Origin of the sequence: Iodidimonas nitroreducens (assembly GCA_000710935.1) — a bacterium.
Taxonomy (GTDB): domain Bacteria; phylum Pseudomonadota; class Alphaproteobacteria; order Sphingomonadales; family Rhodothalassiaceae; genus Iodidimonas; species Iodidimonas nitroreducens.
Genome location: BAYV01000020.1, coordinates 1 through 23,288, shown reverse-complemented (window position 1 = coordinate 23,288; position 23,288 = coordinate 1). Strand labels below are relative to the sequence as shown.

Below are 23,288 nucleotides of genomic sequence, written 5' to 3'. Positions count from 1 at the left end.
CTGCGCGATACTAACCGTATGTGGTTAACAATCCTCAAAGTCCATCCTTCGGCAACCATCGGTCCCAAATGGGAAACCATCGTTGCGCCCCGCATGCATAACATATAACATCTACAGTAGCTGTAGAAGCAAGCCCAAATTTCGATTAGGGGACCGAAGAAGACCATGTACACGATCGGCCATGTGGCGCGTGCGGCCTCCTGCAAAGTGCAGACCATCCGATACTATGAACAGATTGGCCTCTTGCCCGTGGCCCCACGCTCCGAGGGCAACCGTCGGCTCTACGCCCAGGCGGATATTGACCGTCTAATGTTCATCCGCCATGCCCGTGAACTCGGCTTCGCCTTGGACGCGATCCGAGATCTCTTGAGCCTGTCCGACGATCCGAACCAGCCTTGCGTCGCGGCCGACGCGATCGCCCGTCGGCAGCTTGACGAGGTCGAGCGTCGGATCGCGCGTCTGGGGTCGCTGAAGACCGAACTCATGCGCATGATTGACCAATGCCGCGGGGGCAGAATCTCCGATTGCCGCGTCATCGAGGTCCTGAGCAACCATGCTCACTGTATGGCCGATGACCATCGGCCGACGGAGGCCAAGCCGTGAGCATAGCCACCCCTTTCGCGCCCATAGCCGCCCTGGCCATCTATGTCGGCGCTGCCGTAGCCGAGATCGCTGGTTGTTTCAGCTTTTGGGCGTGGTTGCGGCTCGGAAAATCTCCGCTCTGGCTAGCGCCGGGCATGGCAAGTCTGGCGCTGTTCGCTTTTCTTCTGACCCGGATCGACAGCGATTTCGCCGGTCGGGCGTATGCCGCCTATGGGGGAATTTACATCGCGTCCTCACTGGCTTGGCTTTGGCTGGTGGAAGCTCAGCGCCCGGATCGTTGGGACGTCATAGGCGCTTCGATCTGTCTCTTTGGCGCGGCTATCATTCTTTTTGGTCCGCGCTCGGTTTGACGAGGAAGGCGCAATGATCGAGCCCTTGCGCGAGCGAACTTACGCCGGGCTGTTCGCCGGCCCAAGCGGCGACCCTTCTGGGTGCTGGACGCACGGCCGTAGCGTTGGCGTTTGCGCCCGCCCGGCCTTGCGGCCGGGCGCCGGGCTCTATTCCGCTAAGGCCGCTGGCGCGGCCTAAGCTCCACGGAGCCCGCGCTTCGCGCGGTCTCCGCCCATTCGGGTCACGATCCCTCGCGCGGGGCCGGACCTTTGGTCCGGCATACGGACGCCGCCCTTTCGGGCGGCGACTTCTTTGTGGCCTTTCCCGGTGCGGGGGGCGGCCGGACACTCCCTTGTAGCCCCGCCGGGGCGGCCCGCAACCGCCTTGGCTTTATGTCCGTCCACGTCGGTTTTCTCGTCCTACCAAGACAGTTGCGTCCCGCCTGACCCGGCGGGGCTCCCGGTCGCTTACCGCCCGCCCCCCTTCCGGGGAAAGGCGCGCGCGGAGGACCAGAGGGAGCGGCAACGATGACGCCAGAAACCACGGACACAGCGACACGCGGAAAGCGCGGGAGACAGAATAGCGAGCAGGCGGGCCGTGCGGCCAAGCCTTCGCTCTATGACGAGGTGACCGCCCGCATCATCGCCGAGCTTGAGGCGGGCCGCGCGCCTTGGGTGCAGCCTTGGGGTGCGCCGGGCGCGAAGGCGGGGCTTGGCCTGCCCAAGAACGCGCTCACGGGCCGCACCTATTCGGGCGTCAACATCCTGATTTTGTGGCATCACATCGTGCGTGCGGGCTTCGCGACGCAAACATGGCTGACCTACGCCCAAGCCCAGGAAATGGGCGGCCACGTCATGAAGGGCGAGCGCGGCGTCACCGCGTGCCACGCCGATACCTTCATTCCCAAGGCCGAGCGCGAGCGGGCCGAGCAGGACGGCGACGAGCCGGGGCGCGTGCCGTTCCTCAAACGCTTCACCCTGTTCAACGTGGAGCAATGCGAAGGCCTGCCGGAAGACGCTTACGCAGGTGCGGCCCCGTTGCCAGAAGCCGAGATCATTCCGCACGCCGAACGCCTCATCGCAGCGACGGGCGCGGACTTCCGCATTGGCGGAACGAAGGCTTTCTATGTGCCGAGCCAAGACTTCATCCGTGTACCGCCACAACCCGCCTTCTTCGAGCAGGTGAACTACTACCGCACCTGTTTTCACGAACTTGGCCACTGGACCGGCCACGAGACGAGACTCGCCCGCGACCTGCCCCATTCCTTCGGATCGAAACCCTATGCCCGCGAGGAACTGGTCGCGGAGATGGCGAGCGCCTTTGTCTGCGCTTCGCTCAGCATCGCACCCACCGTTCGGCACACGGACTATATCGGCTCATGGCTTGAAGCCCTGAGAGAAGAAAATCGCGCGATCTTCCGCGCGGCGAGCCAAGCCTCCAAAGCCGCCGATTTCATCCTCGCCTTTCGCGACGCCGAGCCCGTAAAGGCGGAGGCGGCGGAATGACTGGCAATCCCGAATTCCCCACCGAGACGACGCCAGAAGGCGAGCAGATCATCGCGCCGGGCGTCAAGCCGATCACGCTTCGTGACCGGCTGGAATGGCGCGCCCGCCAACCGATGACCCCGAAGCACAACTCGAACACGCAGCAAAAGCCGTGCGATCTTGGCCTGTTCGACGTGGAAGGCCGCCGTCAGATCGATTGGATCGACGAAATGCGGAGGGGCAAGCCATGACCCGCGATCCCTACCGCATCGCCGGTCCCGCCGTGATCTCGTTTTCGGGCGGGCGCACGTCCGGCTACATGCTCAAGCACATCCTCGACGCCCATGGCGGCGCGCTGACGGACGACGTGCGCGTCGTCTTCGCCAACACCGGCAAGGAGCGCACCGAGACGCTCGACTTCGTGGCCGAATGTGGCGCGCGCTGGGGCGTTCACATCACTTGGGTCGAATATGATTGGAACGAACCGCACCGCACACGGATCGTCTCGCACAACAGCGCGTCCCGGAACGGCGAGCCCTTCGAAGCGCTGATCGACCGCAAGGGCTTCGTGCCCAACCCGCGCATGCGGTTCTGCACGTCCTTCCTGAAACGCGACCGCATCGACTCCTACGCCCGCCATTGGCTCGGCTGGAAAAGCTGGTCGAGCGTCTTGGGCCTGCGCGCGGATGAGCCGAAGCGCGTCTATCGCCAGCGCGCCTGCGGCGTGCGCAAGCGTACAGGCGCGACCGTCCAGCTACCTTTGGCCGACGCGCGCGTGACCGAAGCGGACGTGCTCGATTGGTGGGCGGAGCAGCCCTTCGACCTCGCGCTTCGCTCTCACGAGGGCAATTGCGACCTCTGCTTCCTCAAAGCCCGCTGGAAGATCGAGGCGATCATGCGCGACCGGCCCGACCTCGCGGACTGGTGGATCGCGCAGGAAGCCAAGCCCGGCAAAACGAGCGCCAAGGGCCATTGCCCGGACATGCGCGTCTTTCGCGTCGACCGCGAACCCTATGCACGCCTGTTCGATCAGGTCGAGCGGCAAGGCGTGCTCGATTTAACCGACCCTGCCGCACCCGAGATCGATTGGGAGCGCGAGGATTGCGTCTGCACGGACTGACTTTCGCGCCCGATCCGGGCGCTTCATCGCTCCGGGTAACCGGAGCCTCAGCAAAGGAGAAGACCCAATGGAACTTCAACATATCCCCCTCGACCAACTGAAAGTCTCGGCGCTCAACATGCGCCATGCGCGCAAAGCGCCGGACGTGTCCGACATCCTGCCCTCGATCCGGGCGCGCGGCGTGCAGCAGCCCTTGCTCGTTCGCAAGAACGGCAAGGGTTACGAGATCGTCGCCGGGCGGCGGCGCTTCTTCTCGCTCAAGGCCATCGCGAAGGAAGGCGGCGAGATCGATCCCGTTCCCTGCGCCGTCATGGCTGAAGGCGACGACGCGGCGGCGCTGGAAGCGTCGCTGATCGAAAACATCGCCCGGCTTGACCCGGACGAAGTGGCGCGCTGGGAGACCTTCGCCCGGCTGGTGAAAGAGGGCCGAACGGTTGAGGACATCGCCGCCACCTTCGGCGTAACCGAGATCATGGTGAAGCGCGCGCTTGCCCTCGGCGAGTTACTCCCGGACATCCGAGAGGCCTACCGCAACGAGGAGATCGACGCCCAGACTATCCGCCAACTGACCTTGGCGAGCAAGGCGCAGCAGGCAGACTGGCTCAAGCTCTTTCAGGACCCGGAGCAACACGCGCCGCGCGGCTGGCAGTTGAAGCAATGGCTGTTCGGCGGCGAGATTTCGACCGGGGCGGCGCTGTTCCCGTTCGACGCCTATAAGGGCCGGATCGTGACGGACCTGTTCGGCGAGACGGGGTATTTCGGCGACCTTGAGCAGTTCTGGCGCTTGCAGAACGAAGCCGTCGCCGCCAAGCGCGACGCGCTTCTCGCCAAGGGATGGGCCGAAGTTGCCGTGCTCGACGTGGGCGAGCGGTTCCACAAATGGGACCATGTGGCGACGCCCAAGGGTGAAAGCGGGCGGGTCTATATCGAGGTGCGCGAAAACGGAGAAGTCGCCATTCACGAGGGCTTTGTCACCGCGAAGGAGCATCAGCGCCGCCTGCGGAAAGCAGTGGGCGAAGACGATAAGAACACCGCTACCGCCGACCGCCCCGAGCTCACCAATCCGGCGCAAAACTATCTTGAGCTGCACCGACATGCCGCCGTGCGCCATGCCTTGTTGAGCCATCCGGGCGACGCCCTCCGGCTCATGGTCGCTCATGCCATCGGCGGCTCGGCGCTGTGGCAGACCAAGCCCGACCCGCAGGCGACGCGCAAGGAGGAAACCGCCGAGAGCGTCGCGAAATCGAAGGCCGAGACGGCGCTGGCCGAAGAACGCAAGGCCGTTCTCAAGCTTCTCGGATTGCCCGCCCACGGCCATTCCGTCGTGCGCTCGAACGGCGACGACTATCGGGTGGTCGAGGTATTCGCCGCGCTCTTGAAACTCTCCGACGACGAGGTGATGCGGGTGTTCGCCATCGTCATGGCCGAAACCTTGGAGTCCGGAACCGCCGTCGTCGAGGCACTCGGAACCCATCTCAAGGTGGACATGCGCGACTATTGGCAGGCGGACGACGCCTTCTTCGATCTTCTTCGCAATAAGGCCGCCGTCAACGCCATGCTTCGCCATATCGGTGGCAAGGCGGTCGCCGACGCCAATGTCAGCGCCACGACCAAGGTTCAAAAGAAGATCGTCCGCGACTTCATCACCGGGGACGGGCGGAAGAAAGCCGAAGGATGGTTGCCGCGCTATATGGAGTTTCCCTTCAAGGCCTACACGAAAGCGGGCGGCGGGCGGCTCACTGACAACACGGCCCGCATCAAATCGTTCGTTTCCTGAAACCGGCGGTGGCAGGCGGGAGCGGCCCTCTTGTCCAGATAGGAGGGCCGCGAGCGCCTGCCGCCGCTCAATCTTGGCCAACGAAATGGCCCCCGCGCCGGATGGCGCCGGGGCCGTGTCGTGCGTTGCTAGGCGCGGACAGGCGGATCGCCAGCCGGGAAGGTCCGGGTCCCGCAGCGCTTCGGATGCGGCGGTTCTGTTCGCGCGGCCAGCTTCGGGAGCAAAGGTCATCGGTGCTGAGGCGCTACGCTGGCGCTCGCCGACGGGTTCGGGCCTTCCGATTCCGCGCTTCCTCTGTGGACCGATCATCTCGTCAGACGCTCGTTTCTTCTCCTCTATGGTCAGGCATGGATGCGGCTGCGCTGATGCACCCATACCGTCGAGCGCGTGCCTTCGTATCCACCGGTCATCTTGCGTCACGAACATCCGCGCGGCCTGCACCACCACATCTCCTGATCGATGGCTGGCGTGACACCCGTTCGCCTGCTTTTGCTCAATGGACCTATGGCGAACGGCGGCCGCATGAAACCGGCGTTCCGCACTTTTTTCCCCGGCCTTCGGCCTTCCTCGCGAGACAAAAAAGTGCGTCCCGCCGGTCCTCCGCTCCGCTTCGGCCTCGCGGTTCATGCGGCCCCCGCCCGCCATGGGCGGTCCCGCGTCAGCAGGGCGATGGGCGCCCCGCGACAGCCAATAGGAGACAGAAAGATGGCACAGGCACTTGGATATGTGACGAAGAACGAGACCGGTGGATACGAAGGCACGCTCGCGACGATGAGCCTCAAGAAGCGCATCCGCATTCTGCCCAACGCGCGGAAGGAAACGGACGCCCAGCCGGACTTCCGGGTCTACACCGAGGACCGCGTGGAGATCGGCGGCGGTTGGAACCGGGTCGGCAAGAACAGCGGCAACCCATACGTGTCGCTGACCTTCTCCGCTCCCGAATTCGGCCCGGCGAAAATCTACGCCAATCTCGGGCGCGCCGCCGGGCAGGATGATCCGGCCATCATGGCGATCCTCTGGAACCCGCGCAGCTAAATCGCGGTGACACTCGGCCCCCGCGCCATCCGGCGCGGGGGTTATTCGCTTTCACCGGATTATGTACATTGTATGTAATTTCTTGCAAAATGTTCATAATTCTTAACCGTTCGTTGATTTTCGCGCGCCATAGTTGAGCGATGAGACGAGTCTGTATTGCGGGTCGATGGTGCGGCGTCTTGGGCGCTTGGTGACGGGCGTAAGCGCAAAGAAAGAGGAGCTTGTTTGAGTCTGCGACGCTGGGTGCGTCGACCGCCATCGTGCCGTGTGAATGGAAAGGACGATGGCGGACTATCACAACTCCTTGATATCCTGTGGTCTGCGCCTAGGTGACTACGACTATGTACAGCTGCTGACCCGGTCGCGAGTTGCCTGGGAGTATTTGCGGCGTAATCGCGACTATCACCGCGATTGGCGCCTATCGAAATCAGGCCAGCCAATACCCGTCCGTTTACGGAATGACACCACTTTGCTCCGGGCGCGGCGCCGCTTCGTGCGGGCCGAAGCCTGGGGCCTTTGCACCTTTCGCCGATCCTGATCAAAATGGCCTCGAAGCGGAGGTGTTTTGGCGGGCCGAGGATTATCAAAGGGTGGTGTCAGCCTATGTACGCAATGGCCGAGAGCCCGGCCTCGGCGCCATCGTATCCTTGAATGAGGTCCGGTGCCGAAAAACGCTTTTGAAGAGCGTGGACGGCGAGCAGCATCTCCTTCTCCGAGATCAACGGCGCATCGTCCAAGTGCGATGCATAGGCGAAGACATCCGCATCGACCCCTTCGCGCTCGAACTCGTGGTCGATCAGTTTCCCGATGTCGAAAGCCGACAGCGCCTAATCAGGCGGCTCGCGGACCTTTATCGGGGTCGGTGTCTTGGCGGTTCGCGTGGCGGTTGGACGGTCGAGGCGATGCGTCACCGGGATGCCTTGGCGGCGCTCGATCTTCGAACGGAGGGCTATTCGTATCGTCAGATTGCGGTGTTTCTCTACGGCGAGAAAGCTGTCAAGGACGACTGGACCAGCCCCGATCAGACCATGAAGAACCGCGTCATTCGTAGCGTCAAACGCGGGCAACGGATGATGAACGGCGGCTACCGAACCCTGCTCGCCTGATCCACGCGAGGGGTATCGTTCTCGCGCTTCGCCGCCAACGATACTGCCGCCCGATTTCATGCTCGCTCATCCTTGACCGGCATAGAGCAATTTCGCTGACGCCGGAGGAAGCATGACCGAGCACGATGCACAAACGGTCGCTGACGGACCGTTCCTGACGACGAGGGAAGCGGCGCGCTTTCTGAAGCTCAAGCCCAATACGCTGGAGAAGATGCGCGTCTACGGCGGCGGTCCGCAATACCGCAAGCATGGTCGCCATGTTCGCTATCACATTGAAGAACTGACCGCCTGGTCGGACATGCGGAAGAAGGATTCGACTTCCGATGTCTGAGCATTTCACACGCGTCGAGATCGTCTTCTATCCGGAGCATTTGAACCATTGGCTGAGGTTCGGGGCGCCCGACGTGCAGCAGGACTTGGACCGCAGGCGGTCGCTTGCGCTTTTCAAACCGGGCCAGGTCTTCGGCTATATACGCTGGCGCGCCAACGAATACGGCACGCAGGAATGGCGCTTCACCATCGTTCGCGCAGCGGAGCCGTCGCTGCTTTTGAGCCGCATACCGGGCGTATGCCCTGGCGGCGAAGTTCTCCTGCTCGTCACCGGAAACACGAAGGTCAAGCGCGCGCTGTTGCAGATCGACGTGCTCGAAGCGGACGGCTTCGATCCGGCCGACGTGTCGCCCGCCTACTATCGCCATGTCCACAATCGCATTGCCGCAGGGCAGCCGGTCCGCGCTTATTCACGAGACCAGCACACGGCATATCTGGCGTCGCGAAAGGTGTCGGCGTGAAGCGCGGGCCGCTGGTTTGCGCCGCCATTCCGGTGCTCGCCTTGGCCGTCGCGTCTACCGTCGGCCTGCCGAAGAAGCTGATCTACAACGCGTCGGCGAGCGCGCCCATCGGCTTATATTGGCTCGACCATCTGCCAATCAGACGCGGTGATTACGTCCTCGTTCACGTGCCCGAGCGTGTTCGTAGACTGGTCGAAGAGCGCGGCTACCTGCCCGCCGATGTGCCGCTCGTCAAGCGGGTCGCCGGCGTCGATGGCGACGAAATCTGCCGCGATGGACGCGTGATTTCAATCAATGGAAACACGGTTACCGTTGCTGAAAGTGCGGACGGTTTGGGCAGGCCGCTGCCCGATTGGCAGGGTTGTCACATCCTCACCGAGCAGACGGTCTTCCTGCTGCAAGACCATCCGCAGTCCTTCGACGGGCGCTATTTCGGGCCGGTGGATCGGCGCCTCATCAACGGCCGGGCGACGAGGCTGCGGCTCCCTTGGCGGAAATGCGAGCAAAGCTGATCCAGCATCATAAAGGAATTGGAGCGTGAGAGGCGTCTGAGGCAGCGGAGGGCAAGATAAAAGGTGATGGGGCAAAGCCCGCATAACCCATTGTCTGTACATCCGATTTGGTTGCTCGCGGCGATTTCGCCGTGTGCAGATGATTGAGCTCAAGGCTTTGATATGACTGGCGAATAGATGGTGCAAGGATCAAGTGGTTGTTTGATGCCTGCTTTCGCGCCCCATGTTTATGACCGACCATGGCCGATGATATCGACGACATTTTCAAGCCGAAGCTCGGGCGCATTCGCAGCCTGGGCGGCGCGCGCACCAAGGGCTATCTTAACCGCGTGCTCCGCCAGGTCTCGAAGGCAGGCAAGTCCGGTTTCGGAACCGGGGCCGCATCACGGCGCTATTCGGGCTATCGGATCGGACGTGGCAATGATGCGCTCCGACATCGTCGCGCCGGACACCGCTTCGGACCGTCCTACCGGCGCGTCGTCATCAAGACGCGGATCGTCAAACTCAGAAGCGGCGGTATTGATGCCGCCCGCGCGCACCTTCGCTATATCCAACGCGACGGAGTCTCCAAGGAGCACGAGCCTGGCCGGCTTTACGACGCGGCGCATGACGAGGCGGACGGCAAGGCGTTCCTCGACCGCAGCGACGGCGACCGGCATCAGTTCCGTTTCATCGTCTCACCGGAGGACGCGACCGAACTCGCTAACCTCAAACCCTTCGTCCGCGACCTGATGGGCGCGATGGAGAAAGATCTAGGCACGCGGCTCGACTGGGTGGCCGTCGATCACTTCAACACCGAGCATCCGCACACCCATATAGTGCTGCGGGGCAAGGACGAGCTCGGCAAGGACCTTGTCATCGCCCGCGACTACATCGCCAACGGCATGCGGCGGCGGGCGAGCGAACTGCTGACGCTGGAACTCGGGCCGCAGACCGTTCGGGAGCTCGGTCAAAAGCTGGCACGCCAGGTCGAGCAGGACCGCTTCACCGATCTCGACCGCGCGCTGGTCCGCGACGCCGTGGACGGGATTGTCGATGCGCGCGCCAATCCGCAGCATGCCGACGAAAGGTTCCGTCATGCCATGAAGGTCGGCCGGTTGCGCGTGCTCGCGTGGCGCGGCCTCGCTGAAGAGACGGGGCCGGGCCGATGGCGGCTCTCGCCGAATCTGGAGGAGACCCTCCGGCGCTCGGGCGAACGCGGCGACATCATCAAGACTCTGCACCGGGGATTGCGGCAGGCGGGGCTCGACGCTGGCGCTTCGGAGTTCTCGATCTACGACCCTGCCGACCCGCGCGCGCCGACCGTGACCGGCCGGATCATCGACCGCGGACGCCACGACGAGCTAAACGACGGCCACTACGTCATGATCGACGCCGCCGACGGGCGGGTTCATTACGTCGCGCTCGATCCGCGACAGGAGATGGAAGATTTGCCGCTCGGCGCCGTCGTCGAGGTTGGCCCGGCGGCAACCGGAATGAAGCCGTCCGACCGAACCATCGCCGAAATCGCCCGGAGGAACGACGGCCTCTACACGACGGACGCCCATCACACAGTCGATCCGCGTGCGTCGGATGATTTCGTTCAGGCTCATGTCCGTCGGCTCGAAGCGCTGCGGCGCGCGAACGTCGTTCGGCGCTTCCCGGACGGGTCATGGGAAATCCCCGAGAACTTCGAAGGCCGGGTTGAGGCGCTCGCCAAGAAGCAAGCACGATATCCCAGCCGCATCACGACCCTGTCGTTTCTGTCCCTTGAGGCTCAAGTTGGCGCCGACGGGGCGACCTGGCTCGACCGGCAGCTTCTCGCCAAGGAGCCGAGCGCGCTGCGCGGCGAGCGGTTCGGAGCCGAAGTCGCCCAAGCTCTGCGCCGGCGTCAAGAGCATCTGATAGAGCAAGGGCTGGCGGAGAGTAATGGCCAACGAGTTCGCTACCAACGAAACTTGCTTCGGTTCTTGCGCCGGCGGGAACTGGCGGCTGCCGGCGAGAAGCTCGCCAAGGAGACGGGGTTGGCCTTCGTGGAATCACAGGACGGGGATCGGATCGACGGCGTCTATCGCCAGCCGGTCCGGCTTGCGAGCGGCAAGTTCGCCGTCATCGAAAAATCAAAAGAGTTCACGCTTGTTCCATGGCGACCAATCCTCGAACGTCAGCGCGGCAAGATGGTAAGCGGCCTAATGCGCGGCGACAGCATTTCCTGGACCATTGGTCGGCAGCGCAATGGGCCGTCCGTGTCATAGCCAATAGATTTCGTTTTTTGGAGGCCGCGATTTGATCACCGAGGTAATGATCATGAGGCCAGCGCATCCAGAACCGGGCATTCCGGAACATCGTCGCCGGAGCACTGCGCCGCGGTCTTTGCCAGCACTTTTTCGATGCGTTTGAGATCGGCGATCTTGGCACGCACGTCGGCCAAATGCCGCTCGGTGCGTTCCTTGACTTCGGCGCAGGTTTGTGTGCCGCCGTCGACGAGTCCGAGCAAGCCGCGCACCTCATCGAGCGAAAAGCCGAGTTCGCGGGCGCGGAGGATGAAACGCAAACGCGAGACGTGCGCATCATCGTAGATACGGTAGCCCGTTCCTGTGCGCCTGGGGTCCGGCATCATGCCGATCTTCTCGTAATAGCGGATGGTTTCGAGATTGCAGCCGGTCAGGCGCGCCAATTCCGCCCGCTGCAATCCTTTCCCGGAAATGTGATTGCGCATCGATTCAGAAACCTCTTGAGTCTGTAGTTAGTACAGACCTTATCTTGCTGTTGTCGAAAAATCGAGAGTCGAGTCACGTGAGCAATAGTGATTTCAAAACACAGGCGCTTGAGGAGCCAAAAAAGGCCGCGGACCGTCAGCAAGGATGGTTCGCGGCGGGCGGCGTGATCGGGGCGATTCTGGCCTCGACCTGCTGCATCGCGCCGCTTCTCTTGCTAACTCTCGGCGTTTCCGGCGCTTGGATTGGCAACCTTACGGCGCTTGAACCTTACAAGCCCTATTTCGCCGCCGTGGCGCTCATCTTCATTGGCGCTGGCTTTTGGCAGATTTATTTCAAACCCAAACCGGCCTGCGCAGAGGACTCCTACTGCGCGAAGCCGCAATCGTCGCTCATCACAAAGTCGGCGCTGTGGCTAGCCACGATCTTGGTCGTCCTTGCTCTGACAATTAATTGGTGGGCGCCGCTGTTCTACTGATCACGTAACCGCAAAGGAGAAACATGAGATGAAACGACTCGTGCTTATCGCGTCAGGCGCGCTAGCCTTGGGCGTCGCTGGCCTTCTGTCGGCGCCGGCGACTTCGCCGTTTGCTGCGCAGGCCGCTCCGGCTCAAGTCGCCGCCGTTCAGACGGTAATATTCAGCGTTGAAAACATGACATGCGCTCTGTGTCCCGTGACAGTGAAAAAGGCCATAGAAGGCGTCGCCGGGGTGAAGTCCGTCACTGTCGACTTTGATGCCAAGACAGCGACTGTTGTGTTCGATCCGTCGGTGACGAACGCCGACGCGATCGCGGCGGCCTCGACGAACGCCGGTTACCCGGCGGCGCAGAGCTAAACCGATTGAGATAAGAGACATGTCCGATTGCTGCACGCTTGGCGGAAAGAACAATGAAAGCTACGATCTCGCCGTCATCGGCGCAGGGTCGGCGGGTTTCTCCGCCGCAATCACAGCAGCCGTGCAAAGCGCGCGCGTCGCGCTCATCGGCCACGGCATGATTGGCGGCACGTGCGTGAACATTGGCTGCGTGCCATCGAAGACCATGATCCGCGCGGCCGAAGCCCTGCATGGGGCGAAAGTGGCCGGCCGATTTCCCGGCCTTACCGGCGAGGCCCGCATCACGGATTGGCACGCACTTGTCCAAGCCAAGGACGATCTCGTCGGAGCGCTCAGGCAGAAGAAGTATGTTGACCTCCTGCCAAGCTATAACGGCATCGCCTATCTGGAAGGCGCGGCGCGGTTGGAGGACGGCGGCGTCACCGTCAATGGCGACGCCATTCGCGCGGGCAAAATTATCATCACTACCGGCGCGCGGCCTTCGGTGGCGCCCATTCCGGGCATCGACAAGGTCGATTATCTGACGAGCACGTCGGCGCTCGATCTTGAGGAGTTGCCGAGGAGCCTCATTATCGTGGGCGGCGGCTTCATCGGTTGCGAGCTCGGGCAGATGCTGGCGCGCGCCGGCACGCAAGTCACCATCGTCTGCCGCTCCCGCCTGCTGCCGCAGGTGGAGCCGGAAGTCAGCGATGCGCTGATGAACGTCTTCCGCGAAGAGGGTGTCGCCGTCAATTGCGGTGTCGCCTATGAGTTCTGCCGTCAGGACGAAGAAGGCGTCACGTTATGCGTGAAGGAGGGCGGCGTATTGACAGAACTGAAGGCCGAGCGCGTGTTGGTGGCAACGGGGCGCGCGCCCAATGTGGAGGGGCTCGGCCTTGAGGCGGCCGGGATCCGCCAAGCGGTGGGCGGAGGAATCGCGGTTGATGATCGGATGCGGACGACAAAGCGTGGAACCTATGCCGCGGGCGACGTCACCGGCCGCGACGAGTTCGTCTATATGGCCGCCTATGGGGCGAAAATCGCGGCGCTCAACGCCTTGAATGGCGACAGCCTCGTCTATGACAACAGCGTTATGCCCGCCGTGGTATTCACCGATCCGCAAGTGGCGAGCGTCGGCCTCACCGAGGCACAGGCAAAGGCTCAAGGCTTCGAGACGAAGACGTCCCTTGTGCCCCTCAACCAGGTGCCGCGCGCGCTCGCCGCCCGCGACACGCGCGGCCTCATCAAGCTGGTCGCCGACGCGAAGACCGATCGGCTTCTCGGCGGCCAGATTCTGGCCCCCGAAGGGGCCGACAGCATCCAGACCCTGGCGCTTGCCATCAAACATGGCATGACGACGAAAGCGCTCGGCGATACGATTTTTCCCTATCTCACGACAGTCGAGGGTCTCAAGCTTGCAGCGCAGACGTTTGAAAAAGATATCGCGAAGCTCTCTTGCTGCGCAGGGTGAGATACTTTGCGACGTGCTTTGCCGGCGGCGGTAGAATCGGGGAATTGTGGGTACTACACGCCACACCGCACAAACAGTTTCTCCGCCCCACCGAGGAACAACGCCTCGGATGAAATCCCGCCGCCGGTCGCCGCGAGCCGGAGCTCCGATCCACTGACGCTCTTGAGTTCGAACTGCACGGTCTCGTCGATCGCGCTGTCGCGGAGCCGACCAAGGAAGTCGTCATATTCGACACGATGGTTGAAACTCATGATGACCGTGCCATCGCGCAATTCCCACCGGCCGGTGCGCCACGGCAGGAGACCGACTTTATCGTCGGACGCCCGCCACCATTCGACCGTGCCGGTTCCGCTATTCTCGAACAAGATCACGCGTTCCTTGGCGCACTCGGTTTGGCTGACGGACCACACGCCCGTTAGCGCCGCGCGCTTGCCGCCCGTCAAGCGGCCAATCAGTCCCGGGTCGCCGGCTTTCGCCTCGCTCTCTTTAAGCGCCGCATCATAGTTTGTGCGAATTTCAGCAATCTGAGCAGCTTGATCGTCGGCTGGCTTATGCGCCGTATTAGGGGTGGCCGCCGCTGTGCCACCGGCGACGGCGTTTCGGCTAACACGAAGCTGGTACTTGCCAGTGGACGAACCGACCATGGCGTCAAGTACGCGGGCGTCGCCCATAACGAAACCCTGGGCGTTGGCCTCGCCGGCACCGACGACAACCCCTGAGATCTTGAGCTGGTTGGAAGGATTGACGCCGAGGGAGCGGCAAAGCGCGGCATAGTGGTTCATGCCCGTAAGTGCGGCTTCTTCGATCAGCGCATCGTCGCGCAATTGATCGGCCGTTTCGAAAAGCAGGATCATCTCCGTGACTTCGTGGCATTTGGGCCCGGCCGGGTGGAGGAAGCGGAGCGCCACATCGACCGGCTCGTCATAGACAAACCAGCCGGGTCCGCCGCCGAACGTCCGAACTTCAAAGTCGGCGGCCAGGGCCGGACCGACGAGCCCTACGGCGAGAATAGAGGCTGCACCGACAGCAATACGGCAGGCGCGGCGTGATTGGCGATGTGATCGCATCGAACATCTCCTTCTCAGCCCCCTAAACCCCGGCGAATGACGACTCTTGCGCATTAACCGCGGTGCGCAAGAGAATCCGTCCAACACTATCCAGAATCATAGCGGCTTCCGGTTGCAAAAATAAGGTCTGATGTTCTTGGCTAGTCTTCTCCGCTTTTGGCTATAGTTTCCTCTATCCTCCGTTTTTGGATGACACTGGAAGTGATTGCCTTGATTCACATGTGATTTCGTCACGATCCTTTGCCGGAATTTACCCGAGCCTTCGGCTCCAATACCGGCAAGAGATTGATGACCCCGACCAGACTCCTCATAGGCCAAATCTTCCTCGTCTTCGCGATCGTCATTGGCGCGGTGTGGGGCGCGACACAGTGGACGGCGGCCGAGTTCGGCTATCAGGCGCGGCTCGGTCCGGCCTGGTTCCATGTCGGCGGTTATCCCGTTTACGTCCCGTGGCGGCTGTTCGAATGGTGGTACGCCTACGAAGCTTATGCGCCGGGGGTCTTCAACCGCGCCGGCGCGATGGCGGCGGGCGGCGGTATGCTCGGCGTTGTCGTCGCGATCGCCGGATCGCTGTGGCGGGCGCGGCAGGCCCGGCTGGTCACGACCTACGGCTCGTCGCGCTGGGCGACCAAGGGTGAAGTTTGCAAATCCGGTCTGTTCGAGGCGCAAGGCGTGTTCCTCGGCAGGCTGAAGGATCGCTATCTGCGCCATGACGGGCCGGAGCATGTCATGTGCTTCGCGCCGACCCGCTCGGGCAAGGGCGTCGGCCTTGTCATCCCGACGCTGCTTTCCTGGCCGCATTCCGCCGTTATTCACGACATCAAGGGAGAGAACTGGCAGCTCACCTCGGGCTGGCGCTCGCGATTCTCGCACTGCCTCCTGTTCAATCCGACCGATTCCGCGAGCGCCAAATACAACCCGCTTCTCGAAGTGCGCAAAGGCCGGTTCGAGGTCCGCGACGTTCAAAACATCGCCGATATCCTGGTCGATCCCGAGGGTGCGCTCGAACGGCGGAACCATTGGGAGAAGACGAGCCACGCGCTCCTTGTCGGCGTGATCCTGCATGTGCTCTATGCCGAGAAGGAAAAAACGCTCGCCCGCGTCGCCGCCTTCCTTTCCGATCCGTCGCGCTCCTTCGAACGCACGCTCCGCGTGATGATGAGCACCAATCATCTCGGAACGGACGAGGCGCCGCAGGTTCATCCCGTGGTCGCGCAGGCCGCGCGCGAGCTCTTGAACAAGTCGGAGAATGAGCGCTCGGGCGTGCTCTCGACCGCCATGTCGTTTCTCGGACTCTACCGCGACCCGACCGTGGCGGAAACGACGAGCGCCTGCGAATGGCGTATCGCCGATTTGGTGGACGCCGAGCGGCCGGTCTCGCTTTACCTCGTCATTCCGCCTTCGGATATTTCGCGCACCAAACCGCTCGTTCGCCTCGTCCTCAATCAGATCGGCCGCCGGCTCACAGAGCGCCTGGAAGGGCAGGCCGGCAAGCGCCGGCGTCACCCGCTCCTGATGATGCTCGACGAGTTCCCGGCGTTCGGTCGGCTCGACTTCTTCGAGAGCGCGCTCGCCTTCATGGCCGGCTATGGCGTCAGAAGCTTTCTGATCGCGCAAAGCCTCAATCAGATTTCGAAGGCCTATGGCGAGAACAACTCGATCCTCGACAACTGCCATGTGCGCATCGCCTTCGCCTCGAACGACGAACGGACAGCGAAACGCATCTCGGATTCTCTGGGCACGGCGACGGAGCTGCGCGCCATGCGCAACTATGCCGGCCATCGCCTCGCGCCATGGCTCGCTCATGTCATGGTTTCCCGGCAGGAGACGGCGCGGCCGCTGCTGACGCCCGGCGAGGTGATGCAGCTTCCCGCCGACGAAGAGATCGTCATGGTTTCCGGCCAGCCGCCGATCCGCGCGAAGAAGCTTCGCTATTTCGAGGACGCCAACTTCACGGGCCGGGTGTGCCCCCCGCCCGCGCTCGCGGCGGACGGTCCCTTTGCGGACCGTCCGCCATCCCGCGCCGACGACTGGTCGGGACAGGTGCGCGCGCCCCACGCCGATCTCGTCAAGCCGTGGTCGGAGTTGGTTTCCAACGGCGATGAAGACGACGGAGGGCTCAAGCGCCATCCCGCGCTTCCGGAGGAATCGCCGGTCAAGGCGGAACCCGAACATGCGCCAGATGCCGGGCTTCTCGACGACGAGTTCGACCCCAACGACGCCAGGCGGATGGAACAGCTCGCGCGTAATGCGGCCGTGGTCCAGCGCGCCCACGCCATGGACCAGGCCGACGACGACCTGATCCCGAGCTTTTAGAGGGAGCGTGTCCATGAAACCCCGCCTCAACGTTCATGTCTCAGACGAGCTTTTCGACAAGGTTGAAATTGCCGCAAAGCGGCCGGGCGTCACCAAGGCAGCCGTGGTCGAGGCGGCGCTTCTCGGTTTCTTCTCGAAAGAGTTCGACGACCAACGCGACGGCGCGCTCATCCGGCGGCTCGACCGGATGACCCGGCAATATGATCGTCTGGAGCGCAATCTCTCGGTCACGACCGAAACGCTGGCGCTCTTTATTCGCTTCTTTCTCACCGTCACGCCGCCATTGCCGAACGCCGACCAGGACGCCGCCCGCGCGCTCGGCAAGGAGCGGTTCGACTATTTCATCGGTCAGCTCGCGCGACGCCTCGCCGGCGGCAAGAACATGATCCGCGACGTGCTCGATGAGGTGAGCGCGGAAGAGAACGACTTCTTTACACAGGAGGAGGTCGACGCCCTGCGGGCCATCAGAGAGGCCGCTTCTCCGGACGAAAACAAGCCAAACGGAGGCGCAGACCATGGCTGACCGCTTTCATGCCAGTACGGTCGATCGCCAGCGCACCATGCTGCGCACCGCCATGGGACCGGCGATTGCGGCGGCGCTGGCCGACCCCGCCGTCATCGAAGTGATGGTCAATCCCGACGGCCGGCTGTGGATCGATCGCCATGGCGACGGGCGCATCGACGCGGGGACACGGATCGGCGCCGCCGAGGCCGAGCGGATTATCCGGCTGGTGGCGAGCCATATTGGCCAGGAATGCCATCGCGAACGCCCGGTCGTCTCGGCCGAACTGCCCGAGAGCGGCGAGCGCTTCGAAGGGCTCCTGCCGCCGGTGGTGCCGGCGCCGTGCTTCGCCATCCGCAAGCCCGCCCGCGTGCTCTATCGCCTCGCCGATTATGTGGAAGCGCGGATCATGACGCCGCTGCAGGCGAAGGCGCTGCGAGAAGCTGTCGAGGCGCGCAGGAACATCGTCGTTGTCGGCGGGACGAGCTCGGGCAAGACGACGCTCGTCAACGCGCTCCTCGCCGAGGTCGCGACTGGCGGCGATCGGGTGATCCTGATCGAGGACACGCGCGAGCTCCATTGCGCGGCGGAAGACAGCGTCAGTCTCAGGACAAGACCCGGCGTCGCCTCGCTCGCCGATCTCGTGCGCTCGACGATGCGCCTGCGCCCCGACCGGATCATCGTCGGCGAAGTGCGCGGGGCCGAAGCCCTCGACATGCTGAAGGCCTGGAATACGGGCCATCCCGGCGGGATCACGACGCTTCACGCCAACTCGGCCCATGCCGGGCTCTTTCGGCTCGAACAGCTCATTCAGGAAGCCGTCGTCACCGTGCCACGCCGGCTGATCGCCGAGGCGATCGACATCGTCGTCTTCCTGACAGGGCGCGGGTCGGGCCGGCGCGTCGAGACGGTCGCCGCGCTCGAAGGCCTCAATGCCGATGGTGATTACCGCCTTTCACCGCTCACGCCCGTTCACCTCGTTCCAACCGCCTGACCAGGGAGACCGTCATATGAATCCATTTTCGCCTCATGTTTTGGACCGTTTCCCGTACCGGCAGGCTCTCTTCGCCGGCCTTGTTATGGGGCTGGCGCTCATTTGGTCGGATGCGGCCCACGCCGCCGGTTCGGGCATGCCGTGGGAGGCGCCGCTCACCCAGATCCTTCAATCCATCGAAGGCCCGGTCGCGCGTATCATCGCCGTCATCGTCATCGTCATCACCGGCCTGTCGCTTGCCTTCGGCGAATCGAGCGGCGGCTTCCGCCGGCTGATCCAGATCGTTTTCGGGCTTTCCATCGCCTTCGCGGCGACGAGCTTCTTCCTGTCCTTCTTCTCCTTCGGCGGCGGAGCGCTGATTTCATGAGCATCGAAGGCTTCGAGATTCCGCTTCACCGCGCGCTCACCGAGCCGATCCTGATGGGCGGCGCGCCGCGCAATGTTGCGATCGTCAACGGCACGCTCGCCGCGGCGCTCGGGCTTGGCCTCCAGCTTTGGCTCGCGGGACTTGCCGTCTGGATCGTCGGCCATGCGGCCGCCGTCTACGCCGCGCGCAAGGACCCCGCCTTCATGCAGGTCCTCATCCGCCATACCCGCCACAAGGGTCACCTCTCATGTTGAATCTGGCGGAATACCGCGCCCGGCCGGCGCTGCTGGCCGACTATCTCCCCTGGGCCTGCCTTGTGGCGCCCGGCGTCATCCTCAACAAGGACGGCGGGTTCCAGCGTTCGGCGCGGTTTCGCGGTCCCGATCTCGAAAGCGCCACCGAAGCCGAGCTCGTCGCCGTGTGCGCGCGGATCAACAATGTGCTGCGCCGCTTTGGCTCCGGCTGGGCGCTCTTCTTCGAAGCCGAGCGCCATCCCGCGCGGGACTATCCGCATTCGAATTTTCCGGACCCCGTATCGCGCCTTGTCGACGAAGAGCGCCGCGCGGCATTCGAAGAGTCCGGAGCGCTGTTCGAGAGCGGCTATGTCCTGACCTTCGCCTATCTACCGCCGGCCGAAAATATCGGCCGCGCCGAGCAGCTTTTGATCGAAAGCGAAGGCGAGCACCGCGGCCTCGACTATCGCGACCATCTCGACGCCTTCGTCCAGAAGACCGATCGGGCGCTCGACCTTTTCGAACAGCTCATGCCCGAAGTGGCGCCGCTGTCGGACGAACAGACACTGACCTATCTGCACAATTGCATCTCGAACCGGCGCCTATCCGTGACTATTCCCGAGACGCCGGCCTATCTCGATGCGGTCCTGGTTGACACATCGCTCACCGGCGGCCTCACGCCGATGCTTGGCGAGGCACATCTTCGCGTGCTGACCGTGCTCGGCTTTCCGGGTTCGACGACGCCGGGGCTGCTCGACGCCTTGAATGGTCTTGGCTTCGAGTACCGCTGGATGACGCGGTTCATCCCCCTCGACAAGGCGGCGGCCGAGAAGGCGGTCAAGCGCTATCGCCGGCAGTGGTTCGCCAAGCGCAAGTCGATCTCCGCCATCATCAAGGAGGTGATGACCAACGAGCAGTCGGCGCTGGTCGATACGGACGCGGACAATAAGGCGGCCGACGCCGACGCGGCGCTTCAGGAGCTTGGCGCCGATCTGGTCTCCTACGGCTATGTCACGACGACCTTTGTCGTCTGGGACGAAGATGCGGTTGCGATTCGCGAGAAGGTGCGCGCCGCGCAGCGCGTGATCGACGGGCGCGGCTTCGCGACGATCGAGGAGAGCGCCAACGCGGTCGAAGCCTGGCTCTCATCCTTGCCCGGCCATGTCTACGCCAATGTGCGCGCCGCGCCGGTCAACACGCTGAACCTCGCCCATATGATGCCGCTGTCGGCAACCTGGGCAGGACCGGCGCGCAACGAACACTTGGGCGGCCCGCCGCTCATTACGGTCCGGACCAACGGCACGACGCCGTTCCGGCTGGTCACGCATTTTGGCGATGTCGGCCACACGCTTGTCGTCGGCCCGACCGGCGCCGGCAAATCGGTCCTGCTGGCCCTGATTGCACTTCAGTTTCGCCGCTATAAGGACGCGCGGATCACCATTTTCGACAAGGGCGGCTCGGCGCGCGCCGCCGTCCTCGGCATGGGCGGCGCCTGGTTCGACCTCGGGGCGGCCAACGACGGCGTCAAGCACGCGCTCGCCTTCCAGCCGTTCGCCAAAATTGATCTCACCGGCGAGCGGTCCTTCGCGCACGAATGGGTGCTCGGGCTTCTTGCACACGAAGGCGTTGTGGTGACGCCGGAAGTCAAGGATGCGGCATGGTCGGCGCTTTCGAATCTCGCCGCCGCGCCTCAACCGGAACGCACGCTGACGGGGCTGGCGACGCTGTTGCAGCGTACCGAGCTTCGACAGGCGCTCCAGCCCTATACGCTCGAAGGACCCTATGGCCGGCTTCTCGACGCCGATGATGACCGCCTGACGCTCGGCGCCGTCCAATGCTTTGAGATGGAGGAGCTGATGCACGAGGCGGGCGCGGTTCTGCCCGTGCTCACCTATCTCTTCCACCGCCTCGATGCGCAGTTTGACGGCCGCCCATCGCTGCTCATTCTCGACGAGGCCTGGCTCTTCCTCGACAACCCGGCCTTCGCCGCGCGCATCCGCGAATGGCTGAAGACGCTCCGCAAGCAGAACGTCTCGGTCGTGTTCGCGACACAAGGCCTGTCGGACATCGCCGGCAGCTCCATCGCGCCGGCGATCATCGAGAGCTGCCCGAGCCGCATTTTTCTGCCCAATGACCGGGCGATCGAGCCCCAGGCCAAAGCGGTCTACGAGGCTTTCGGCCTCAACGACCGGCAGATCGAGATCATCGCCCGAGCCGTGCCAAAGCGCGACTACTACTTCCAGTCCCGCCTCGGCAATCGGCTGTTCGAACTCGGCCTCGGCACCGTCGCGCTCGCCTTCACCGCCGCCTCGGCCAAGCAGGACCATGCCCTGATGGACGAACTCATCGCCGCCCATGGCGAGGAGGAGTTCGCGGACTCCTGGCTGCGTGCCAACGGCCTCGATTGGGCGGCCGACCTCATCGCGACCCAAACCCAACCGCTAAACCATTCTGACACGGAGGAATCTCATGAAACGTAAGCTCCTGGCGGCCGTCGCCGCTATCGCCCTGACCCTGGGTCCGGTCCAGAACGCCCACGCCATCTTCGGCCTCGGCGATATCGTCTACGACCCGGCCAACCATGCCGAAAACATCCTGACTGCGGCGCGCACGCTCCAGCAGATCAACAATCAGGTTCAGCAACTCGCCAACGAGGCACAGATGCTGGCCCATCAGGCGCAGAACCTCACGCGCCTGCCGAATTCCGTCGCGCCCAATCTTCAGGCCTCGCTTGCCCGTCTCGACAATCTCATCATCATCGCTCGCGGCATCGCCTATCAGGTCTCGATTATCGACAGCGAATATCGCCGGCTCTTCCCCGAACAATATGCCGCCGCCGTCTCGACCCCGCAGATCATCGCCGATGCGCGAGAATCCTGGTCGCTGGCGCGCGAAGGCTTCAAGCACAGTCTGGAGGTTCAGGCGGAAGTGGTCGGGCAGGTCCGCGCCGACACGGTGACGCTCGACGGCCTGATCGCCGAAAGCCAGGGCGCCGTCGGCAATCTTCAGGTAGCGCAGGCGGGCAATCAGCTCACGGCGCTTGCCGCCAAGCAGACCATGCAGCTTCAGACGCTTCTTGCCGCTTCGGCCCGGGCCGACGCGCTGGAGCGTGCGCGGAGCCTCGCCGCCCATGAGCAAGCCCGCGCCCGCTTCGCACGCTTCATGGGCGACGGCGACGCCTATACGCGGCGCTAACCAAAGGGCACAGGCGATGGACGACCTCAACGTCATCGATCAGTTCACGGATACGTTCGTCAGCTATATCGATTCCGGCTTCGGCTTGCTGACGCCGGACGTCGCCTTCCTCACGACCATCCTGATCGGGATCGACATCACGCTTGCCGGGCTTTTCTGGGCCTTGGCCGACGACAAGGCGGTCATCCCGGCGCTGATCCGCAAGGTGCTTTATGTCGGCGCCTTCGCCTTCATCCTGAACAATTTCGCCTTTCTCGCGAATGTCATCTTCGATTCCTTCGCTGGTCTTGGCTTGCGCGCCACCGGCGCTCCGATCAGCGCCGCCGATTTGATGCGTCCCGGCTTTGTCGCGGCGACGGGCTTTGACGCGGCGCAGCCGCTCCTGGCGGAAGTCAGCGACCTCATCGGCCCGATCGCCTTCTTCGAAAACTTCGTGCAGATCGCCGTGCTGATGGTCGCCTGGCTCATCGTGCTCCTGGCCTTCTTCATTCTCGCGATCCAGCTCTTCATCACCATCCTCGAATTCAAGCTGACGACGCTTGCGGGCTTCGTGCTTGTGCCTTTCGCGCTGTGGAACAAGACCGCATTCCTTGCCGAACGCGTGCTCGGCAACGTGATTGCCGCCGGCATCAAACTGATGGTGCTCGCCGTCATCGTCGGCATCGGTTCGACCCTGTTCGGCGCCTTTGCTGCTTCCTTCGCCGGCGGCGACATCACCATCGAGCAGGCGCTTTCGACCGTGCTCGGCGCGCTTGCGATCTTCATGCTCGGGATCTTCGGCCCCGGCATCGCGGCGGGTCTCGTCTCCGGCGCGCCGCAACTCGGCGCCGGCGCCGTGGTTGGCTCGGCCGCAGGCCTCGCGCTCGGCGCCGCC

At 63.5% G+C, this 23,288-nt stretch carries 26 protein-coding genes; 24 read left to right on the top strand and 2 right to left on the bottom strand.

Annotated elements, in window-relative coordinates; translation table 11 throughout:
• Positions 1 to 165 precede the first annotated feature (165 nt).
• From AQ1_RS09050 to AQ1_RS08995, 13 genes are all read left to right on the top strand, one after another.
• Complete coding sequence (locus tag AQ1_RS09050; protein WP_042086459.1) at positions 166 to 603, top strand: MerR family transcriptional regulator; 438 nt, start codon at positions 166 to 168, stop codon at positions 601 to 603.
• Between the two features lie 23 nt (positions 604 to 626).
• On the top strand, positions 627 to 953 hold the full coding sequence (locus AQ1_RS09045; protein WP_042086484.1) for a YnfA family protein: 327 nt from the start codon (positions 627 to 629) through the stop codon (positions 951 to 953).
• Between the two features lie 507 nt (positions 954 to 1,460).
• Positions 1,461 to 2,438, top strand: a complete 978-nt coding sequence (locus tag AQ1_RS09040) for an ArdC family protein (RefSeq protein ID WP_042086457.1) — start codon at positions 1,461 to 1,463, stop codon at positions 2,436 to 2,438.
• Positions 2,435 to 2,668: a hypothetical protein gene (locus AQ1_RS09035; protein ID WP_042086455.1), complete on the top strand. Its 234-nt coding sequence runs from the start codon at positions 2,435 to 2,437 to the stop codon at positions 2,666 to 2,668. Before AQ1_RS09040 ends, AQ1_RS09035 begins: the two co-directional genes overlap by 4 nt.
• Positions 2,665 to 3,537 carry an adenine nucleotide alpha hydrolase family protein gene (locus AQ1_RS09030; RefSeq protein WP_042086454.1) on the top strand — a complete coding sequence of 291 codons (873 nt, stop codon included), beginning with the start codon at positions 2,665 to 2,667 and terminating at the stop codon, positions 3,535 to 3,537. The genes AQ1_RS09035 and AQ1_RS09030 overlap by 4 nt, the downstream gene beginning before the upstream one ends.
• 67 nt (positions 3,538 to 3,604) lie before the next feature.
• Entirely contained in the window at positions 3,605 to 5,314 is a 1,710-nt protein-coding gene (locus tag AQ1_RS09025; protein WP_042086452.1) for a ParB/RepB/Spo0J family partition protein, read from the top strand.
• Positions 5,315 to 6,019: 705 nt separating this feature from the next.
• Positions 6,020 to 6,349, top strand: coding sequence for a DUF736 domain-containing protein (locus AQ1_RS09020; protein WP_042086483.1), 330 nt, complete (start codon positions 6,020 to 6,022; stop codon positions 6,347 to 6,349).
• Between the two features lie 271 nt (positions 6,350 to 6,620).
• Positions 6,621 to 6,887, top strand: a complete 267-nt coding sequence (locus AQ1_RS15460) for a transcriptional regulator domain-containing protein (protein WP_390624416.1) — start codon at positions 6,621 to 6,623, stop codon at positions 6,885 to 6,887.
• A gap of 55 nt (positions 6,888 to 6,942) precedes the next feature.
• Entirely contained in the window at positions 6,943 to 7,455 is a 513-nt protein-coding gene (locus tag AQ1_RS14560; RefSeq protein WP_161760526.1) for a DUF2285 domain-containing protein, read from the top strand.
• Positions 7,456 to 7,567: 112 nt separating this feature from the next.
• Positions 7,568 to 7,786, top strand: a complete 219-nt coding sequence (locus AQ1_RS09010) for a helix-turn-helix transcriptional regulator (protein ID WP_042086450.1) — start codon at positions 7,568 to 7,570, stop codon at positions 7,784 to 7,786.
• Complete coding sequence (locus AQ1_RS09005; RefSeq protein ID WP_042086449.1) at positions 7,779 to 8,246, top strand: DUF2840 domain-containing protein; 468 nt, start codon at positions 7,779 to 7,781, stop codon at positions 8,244 to 8,246. Before AQ1_RS09010 ends, AQ1_RS09005 begins: the two co-directional genes overlap by 8 nt.
• Complete coding sequence (locus AQ1_RS09000; protein ID WP_042086448.1) at positions 8,243 to 8,758, top strand: S26 family signal peptidase; 516 nt, start codon at positions 8,243 to 8,245, stop codon at positions 8,756 to 8,758. The genes AQ1_RS09005 and AQ1_RS09000 overlap by 4 nt, the downstream gene beginning before the upstream one ends.
• A gap of 239 nt (positions 8,759 to 8,997) precedes the next feature.
• Positions 8,998 to 10,992 carry a DUF3363 domain-containing protein gene (locus AQ1_RS08995; protein WP_042086447.1) on the top strand — a complete coding sequence of 665 codons (1,995 nt, stop codon included), beginning with the start codon at positions 8,998 to 9,000 and terminating at the stop codon, positions 10,990 to 10,992.
• A gap of 50 nt (positions 10,993 to 11,042) precedes the next feature.
• On the opposite strand, the gene AQ1_RS08990 is transcribed toward AQ1_RS08995, so the two are convergent.
• Positions 11,043 to 11,456, bottom strand: coding sequence for a MerR family transcriptional regulator (locus tag AQ1_RS08990; RefSeq protein WP_042086445.1), 414 nt, complete (start codon positions 11,454 to 11,456; stop codon positions 11,043 to 11,045).
• Between the two features lie 77 nt (positions 11,457 to 11,533).
• Between AQ1_RS08990 and AQ1_RS08985 the strand changes: the two genes are divergently transcribed.
• From AQ1_RS08985 to merA, 3 genes are read left to right on the top strand one after another with little or no spacing between them, the layout of a single operon-like run.
• Positions 11,534 to 11,932, top strand: coding sequence for a mercuric transporter MerT family protein (locus tag AQ1_RS08985; protein WP_042086479.1), 399 nt, complete (start codon positions 11,534 to 11,536; stop codon positions 11,930 to 11,932).
• Positions 11,933 to 11,960: 28 nt separating this feature from the next.
• Entirely contained in the window at positions 11,961 to 12,290 is a 330-nt protein-coding gene (locus AQ1_RS08980; RefSeq protein ID WP_042086444.1) for a heavy-metal-associated domain-containing protein, read from the top strand.
• A 19-nt stretch (positions 12,291 to 12,309) separates the two neighbouring features.
• Entirely contained in the window at positions 12,310 to 13,740 is a 1,431-nt protein-coding gene (gene merA / locus AQ1_RS08975) for a mercury(II) reductase (RefSeq protein ID WP_042086443.1), read from the top strand.
• 53 nt (positions 13,741 to 13,793) lie between these two features.
• On the opposite strand, the gene AQ1_RS08970 is transcribed toward merA, so the two are convergent.
• A complete protein-coding gene (locus AQ1_RS08970) occupies positions 13,794 to 14,807 on the bottom strand; it encodes a hypothetical protein (protein WP_042086442.1) in 1,014 nt (337 codons plus the stop codon).
• 288 nt (positions 14,808 to 15,095) lie between these two features.
• Between AQ1_RS08970 and AQ1_RS08965 the strand changes: the two genes are divergently transcribed.
• The 8 genes from AQ1_RS08965 to trbL form a co-directional block, all read left to right on the top strand.
• Positions 15,096 to 17,123, top strand: a complete 2,028-nt coding sequence (locus tag AQ1_RS08965; RefSeq protein WP_042086477.1) for a conjugal transfer protein TraG — start codon at positions 15,096 to 15,098, stop codon at positions 17,121 to 17,123.
• Positions 17,124 to 17,136: 13 nt separating this feature from the next.
• Positions 17,137 to 17,646 carry a hypothetical protein gene (locus AQ1_RS08960; RefSeq protein WP_042086441.1) on the top strand — a complete coding sequence of 170 codons (510 nt, stop codon included), beginning with the start codon at positions 17,137 to 17,139 and terminating at the stop codon, positions 17,644 to 17,646.
• Positions 17,639 to 18,619 (top strand): P-type conjugative transfer ATPase TrbB, encoded by a 981-nt coding sequence (trbB, locus tag AQ1_RS08955; RefSeq protein ID WP_042086440.1) that lies wholly within the window; start codon positions 17,639 to 17,641, stop codon positions 18,617 to 18,619. The genes AQ1_RS08960 and trbB overlap by 8 nt, the downstream gene beginning before the upstream one ends.
• A gap of 85 nt (positions 18,620 to 18,704) precedes the next feature.
• Positions 18,705 to 18,986 carry a TrbC/VirB2 family type IV secretion system protein gene (locus AQ1_RS08950; RefSeq protein ID WP_042086476.1) on the top strand — a complete coding sequence of 94 codons (282 nt, stop codon included), beginning with the start codon at positions 18,705 to 18,707 and terminating at the stop codon, positions 18,984 to 18,986.
• Entirely contained in the window at positions 18,983 to 19,240 is a 258-nt protein-coding gene (locus tag AQ1_RS08945; protein ID WP_042086439.1) for a VirB3 family type IV secretion system protein, read from the top strand. The genes AQ1_RS08950 and AQ1_RS08945 overlap by 4 nt, the downstream gene beginning before the upstream one ends.
• Complete coding sequence (gene trbE, locus AQ1_RS08940) at positions 19,234 to 21,699, top strand: conjugal transfer protein TrbE (RefSeq protein WP_042086438.1); 2,466 nt, start codon at positions 19,234 to 19,236, stop codon at positions 21,697 to 21,699. Before AQ1_RS08945 ends, trbE begins: the two co-directional genes overlap by 7 nt.
• Positions 21,689 to 22,414, top strand: a complete 726-nt coding sequence (gene trbJ / locus AQ1_RS08935) for a P-type conjugative transfer protein TrbJ (protein ID WP_042086436.1) — start codon at positions 21,689 to 21,691, stop codon at positions 22,412 to 22,414. Before trbE ends, trbJ begins: the two co-directional genes overlap by 11 nt.
• A gap of 16 nt (positions 22,415 to 22,430) precedes the next feature.
• The coding region (gene trbL / locus AQ1_RS08930; protein WP_042086473.1) for a P-type conjugative transfer protein TrbL at positions 22,431 to 23,288 on the top strand (858 nt) is incomplete at its 3' end.

Coding starts and splice junctions, on each gene's coding strand:
- AQ1_RS09050 (WP_042086459.1), top strand. CDS start 166: ATGTACACGATCGGCCATGTGGCGCGTGCGGCCTCCTGCAAAGTGCAG.
- AQ1_RS09040 (WP_042086457.1), top strand. CDS start 1,461: ATGACGCCAGAAACCACGGACACAGCGACACGCGGAAAGCGCGGGAGA.
- AQ1_RS09035 (WP_042086455.1), top strand. CDS start 2,435: ATGACTGGCAATCCCGAATTCCCCACCGAGACGACGCCAGAAGGCGAG.
- AQ1_RS09030 (WP_042086454.1), top strand. CDS start 2,665: ATGACCCGCGATCCCTACCGCATCGCCGGTCCCGCCGTGATCTCGTTT.
- AQ1_RS09025 (WP_042086452.1), top strand. CDS start 3,605: ATGGAACTTCAACATATCCCCCTCGACCAACTGAAAGTCTCGGCGCTC.
- AQ1_RS09020 (WP_042086483.1), top strand. CDS start 6,020: ATGGCACAGGCACTTGGATATGTGACGAAGAACGAGACCGGTGGATAC.
- AQ1_RS15460 (WP_390624416.1), top strand. CDS start 6,621: ATGGAAAGGACGATGGCGGACTATCACAACTCCTTGATATCCTGTGGT.
- AQ1_RS09010 (WP_042086450.1), top strand. CDS start 7,568: ATGACCGAGCACGATGCACAAACGGTCGCTGACGGACCGTTCCTGACG.
- AQ1_RS09005 (WP_042086449.1), top strand. CDS start 7,779: ATGTCTGAGCATTTCACACGCGTCGAGATCGTCTTCTATCCGGAGCAT.
- AQ1_RS08995 (WP_042086447.1), top strand. CDS start 8,998: ATGGCCGATGATATCGACGACATTTTCAAGCCGAAGCTCGGGCGCATT.
- AQ1_RS08990 (WP_042086445.1), bottom strand. CDS start 11,456: ATGCGCAATCACATTTCCGGGAAAGGATTGCAGCGGGCGGAATTGGCG.
- AQ1_RS08980 (WP_042086444.1), top strand. CDS start 11,961: ATGAAACGACTCGTGCTTATCGCGTCAGGCGCGCTAGCCTTGGGCGTC.
- merA (WP_042086443.1), top strand. CDS start 12,310: ATGTCCGATTGCTGCACGCTTGGCGGAAAGAACAATGAAAGCTACGAT.
- AQ1_RS08970 (WP_042086442.1), bottom strand. CDS start 14,807: ATGCGATCACATCGCCAATCACGCCGCGCCTGCCGTATTGCTGTCGGT.
- AQ1_RS08965 (WP_042086477.1), top strand. CDS start 15,096: ATGACCCCGACCAGACTCCTCATAGGCCAAATCTTCCTCGTCTTCGCG.
- AQ1_RS08960 (WP_042086441.1), top strand. CDS start 17,137: ATGAAACCCCGCCTCAACGTTCATGTCTCAGACGAGCTTTTCGACAAG.
- trbB (WP_042086440.1), top strand. CDS start 17,639: ATGGCTGACCGCTTTCATGCCAGTACGGTCGATCGCCAGCGCACCATG.
- AQ1_RS08950 (WP_042086476.1), top strand. CDS start 18,705: ATGGGGCTGGCGCTCATTTGGTCGGATGCGGCCCACGCCGCCGGTTCG.
- AQ1_RS08945 (WP_042086439.1), top strand. CDS start 18,983: ATGAGCATCGAAGGCTTCGAGATTCCGCTTCACCGCGCGCTCACCGAG.
- trbE (WP_042086438.1), top strand. CDS start 19,234: ATGTTGAATCTGGCGGAATACCGCGCCCGGCCGGCGCTGCTGGCCGAC.
- trbJ (WP_042086436.1), top strand. CDS start 21,689: ATGAAACGTAAGCTCCTGGCGGCCGTCGCCGCTATCGCCCTGACCCTG.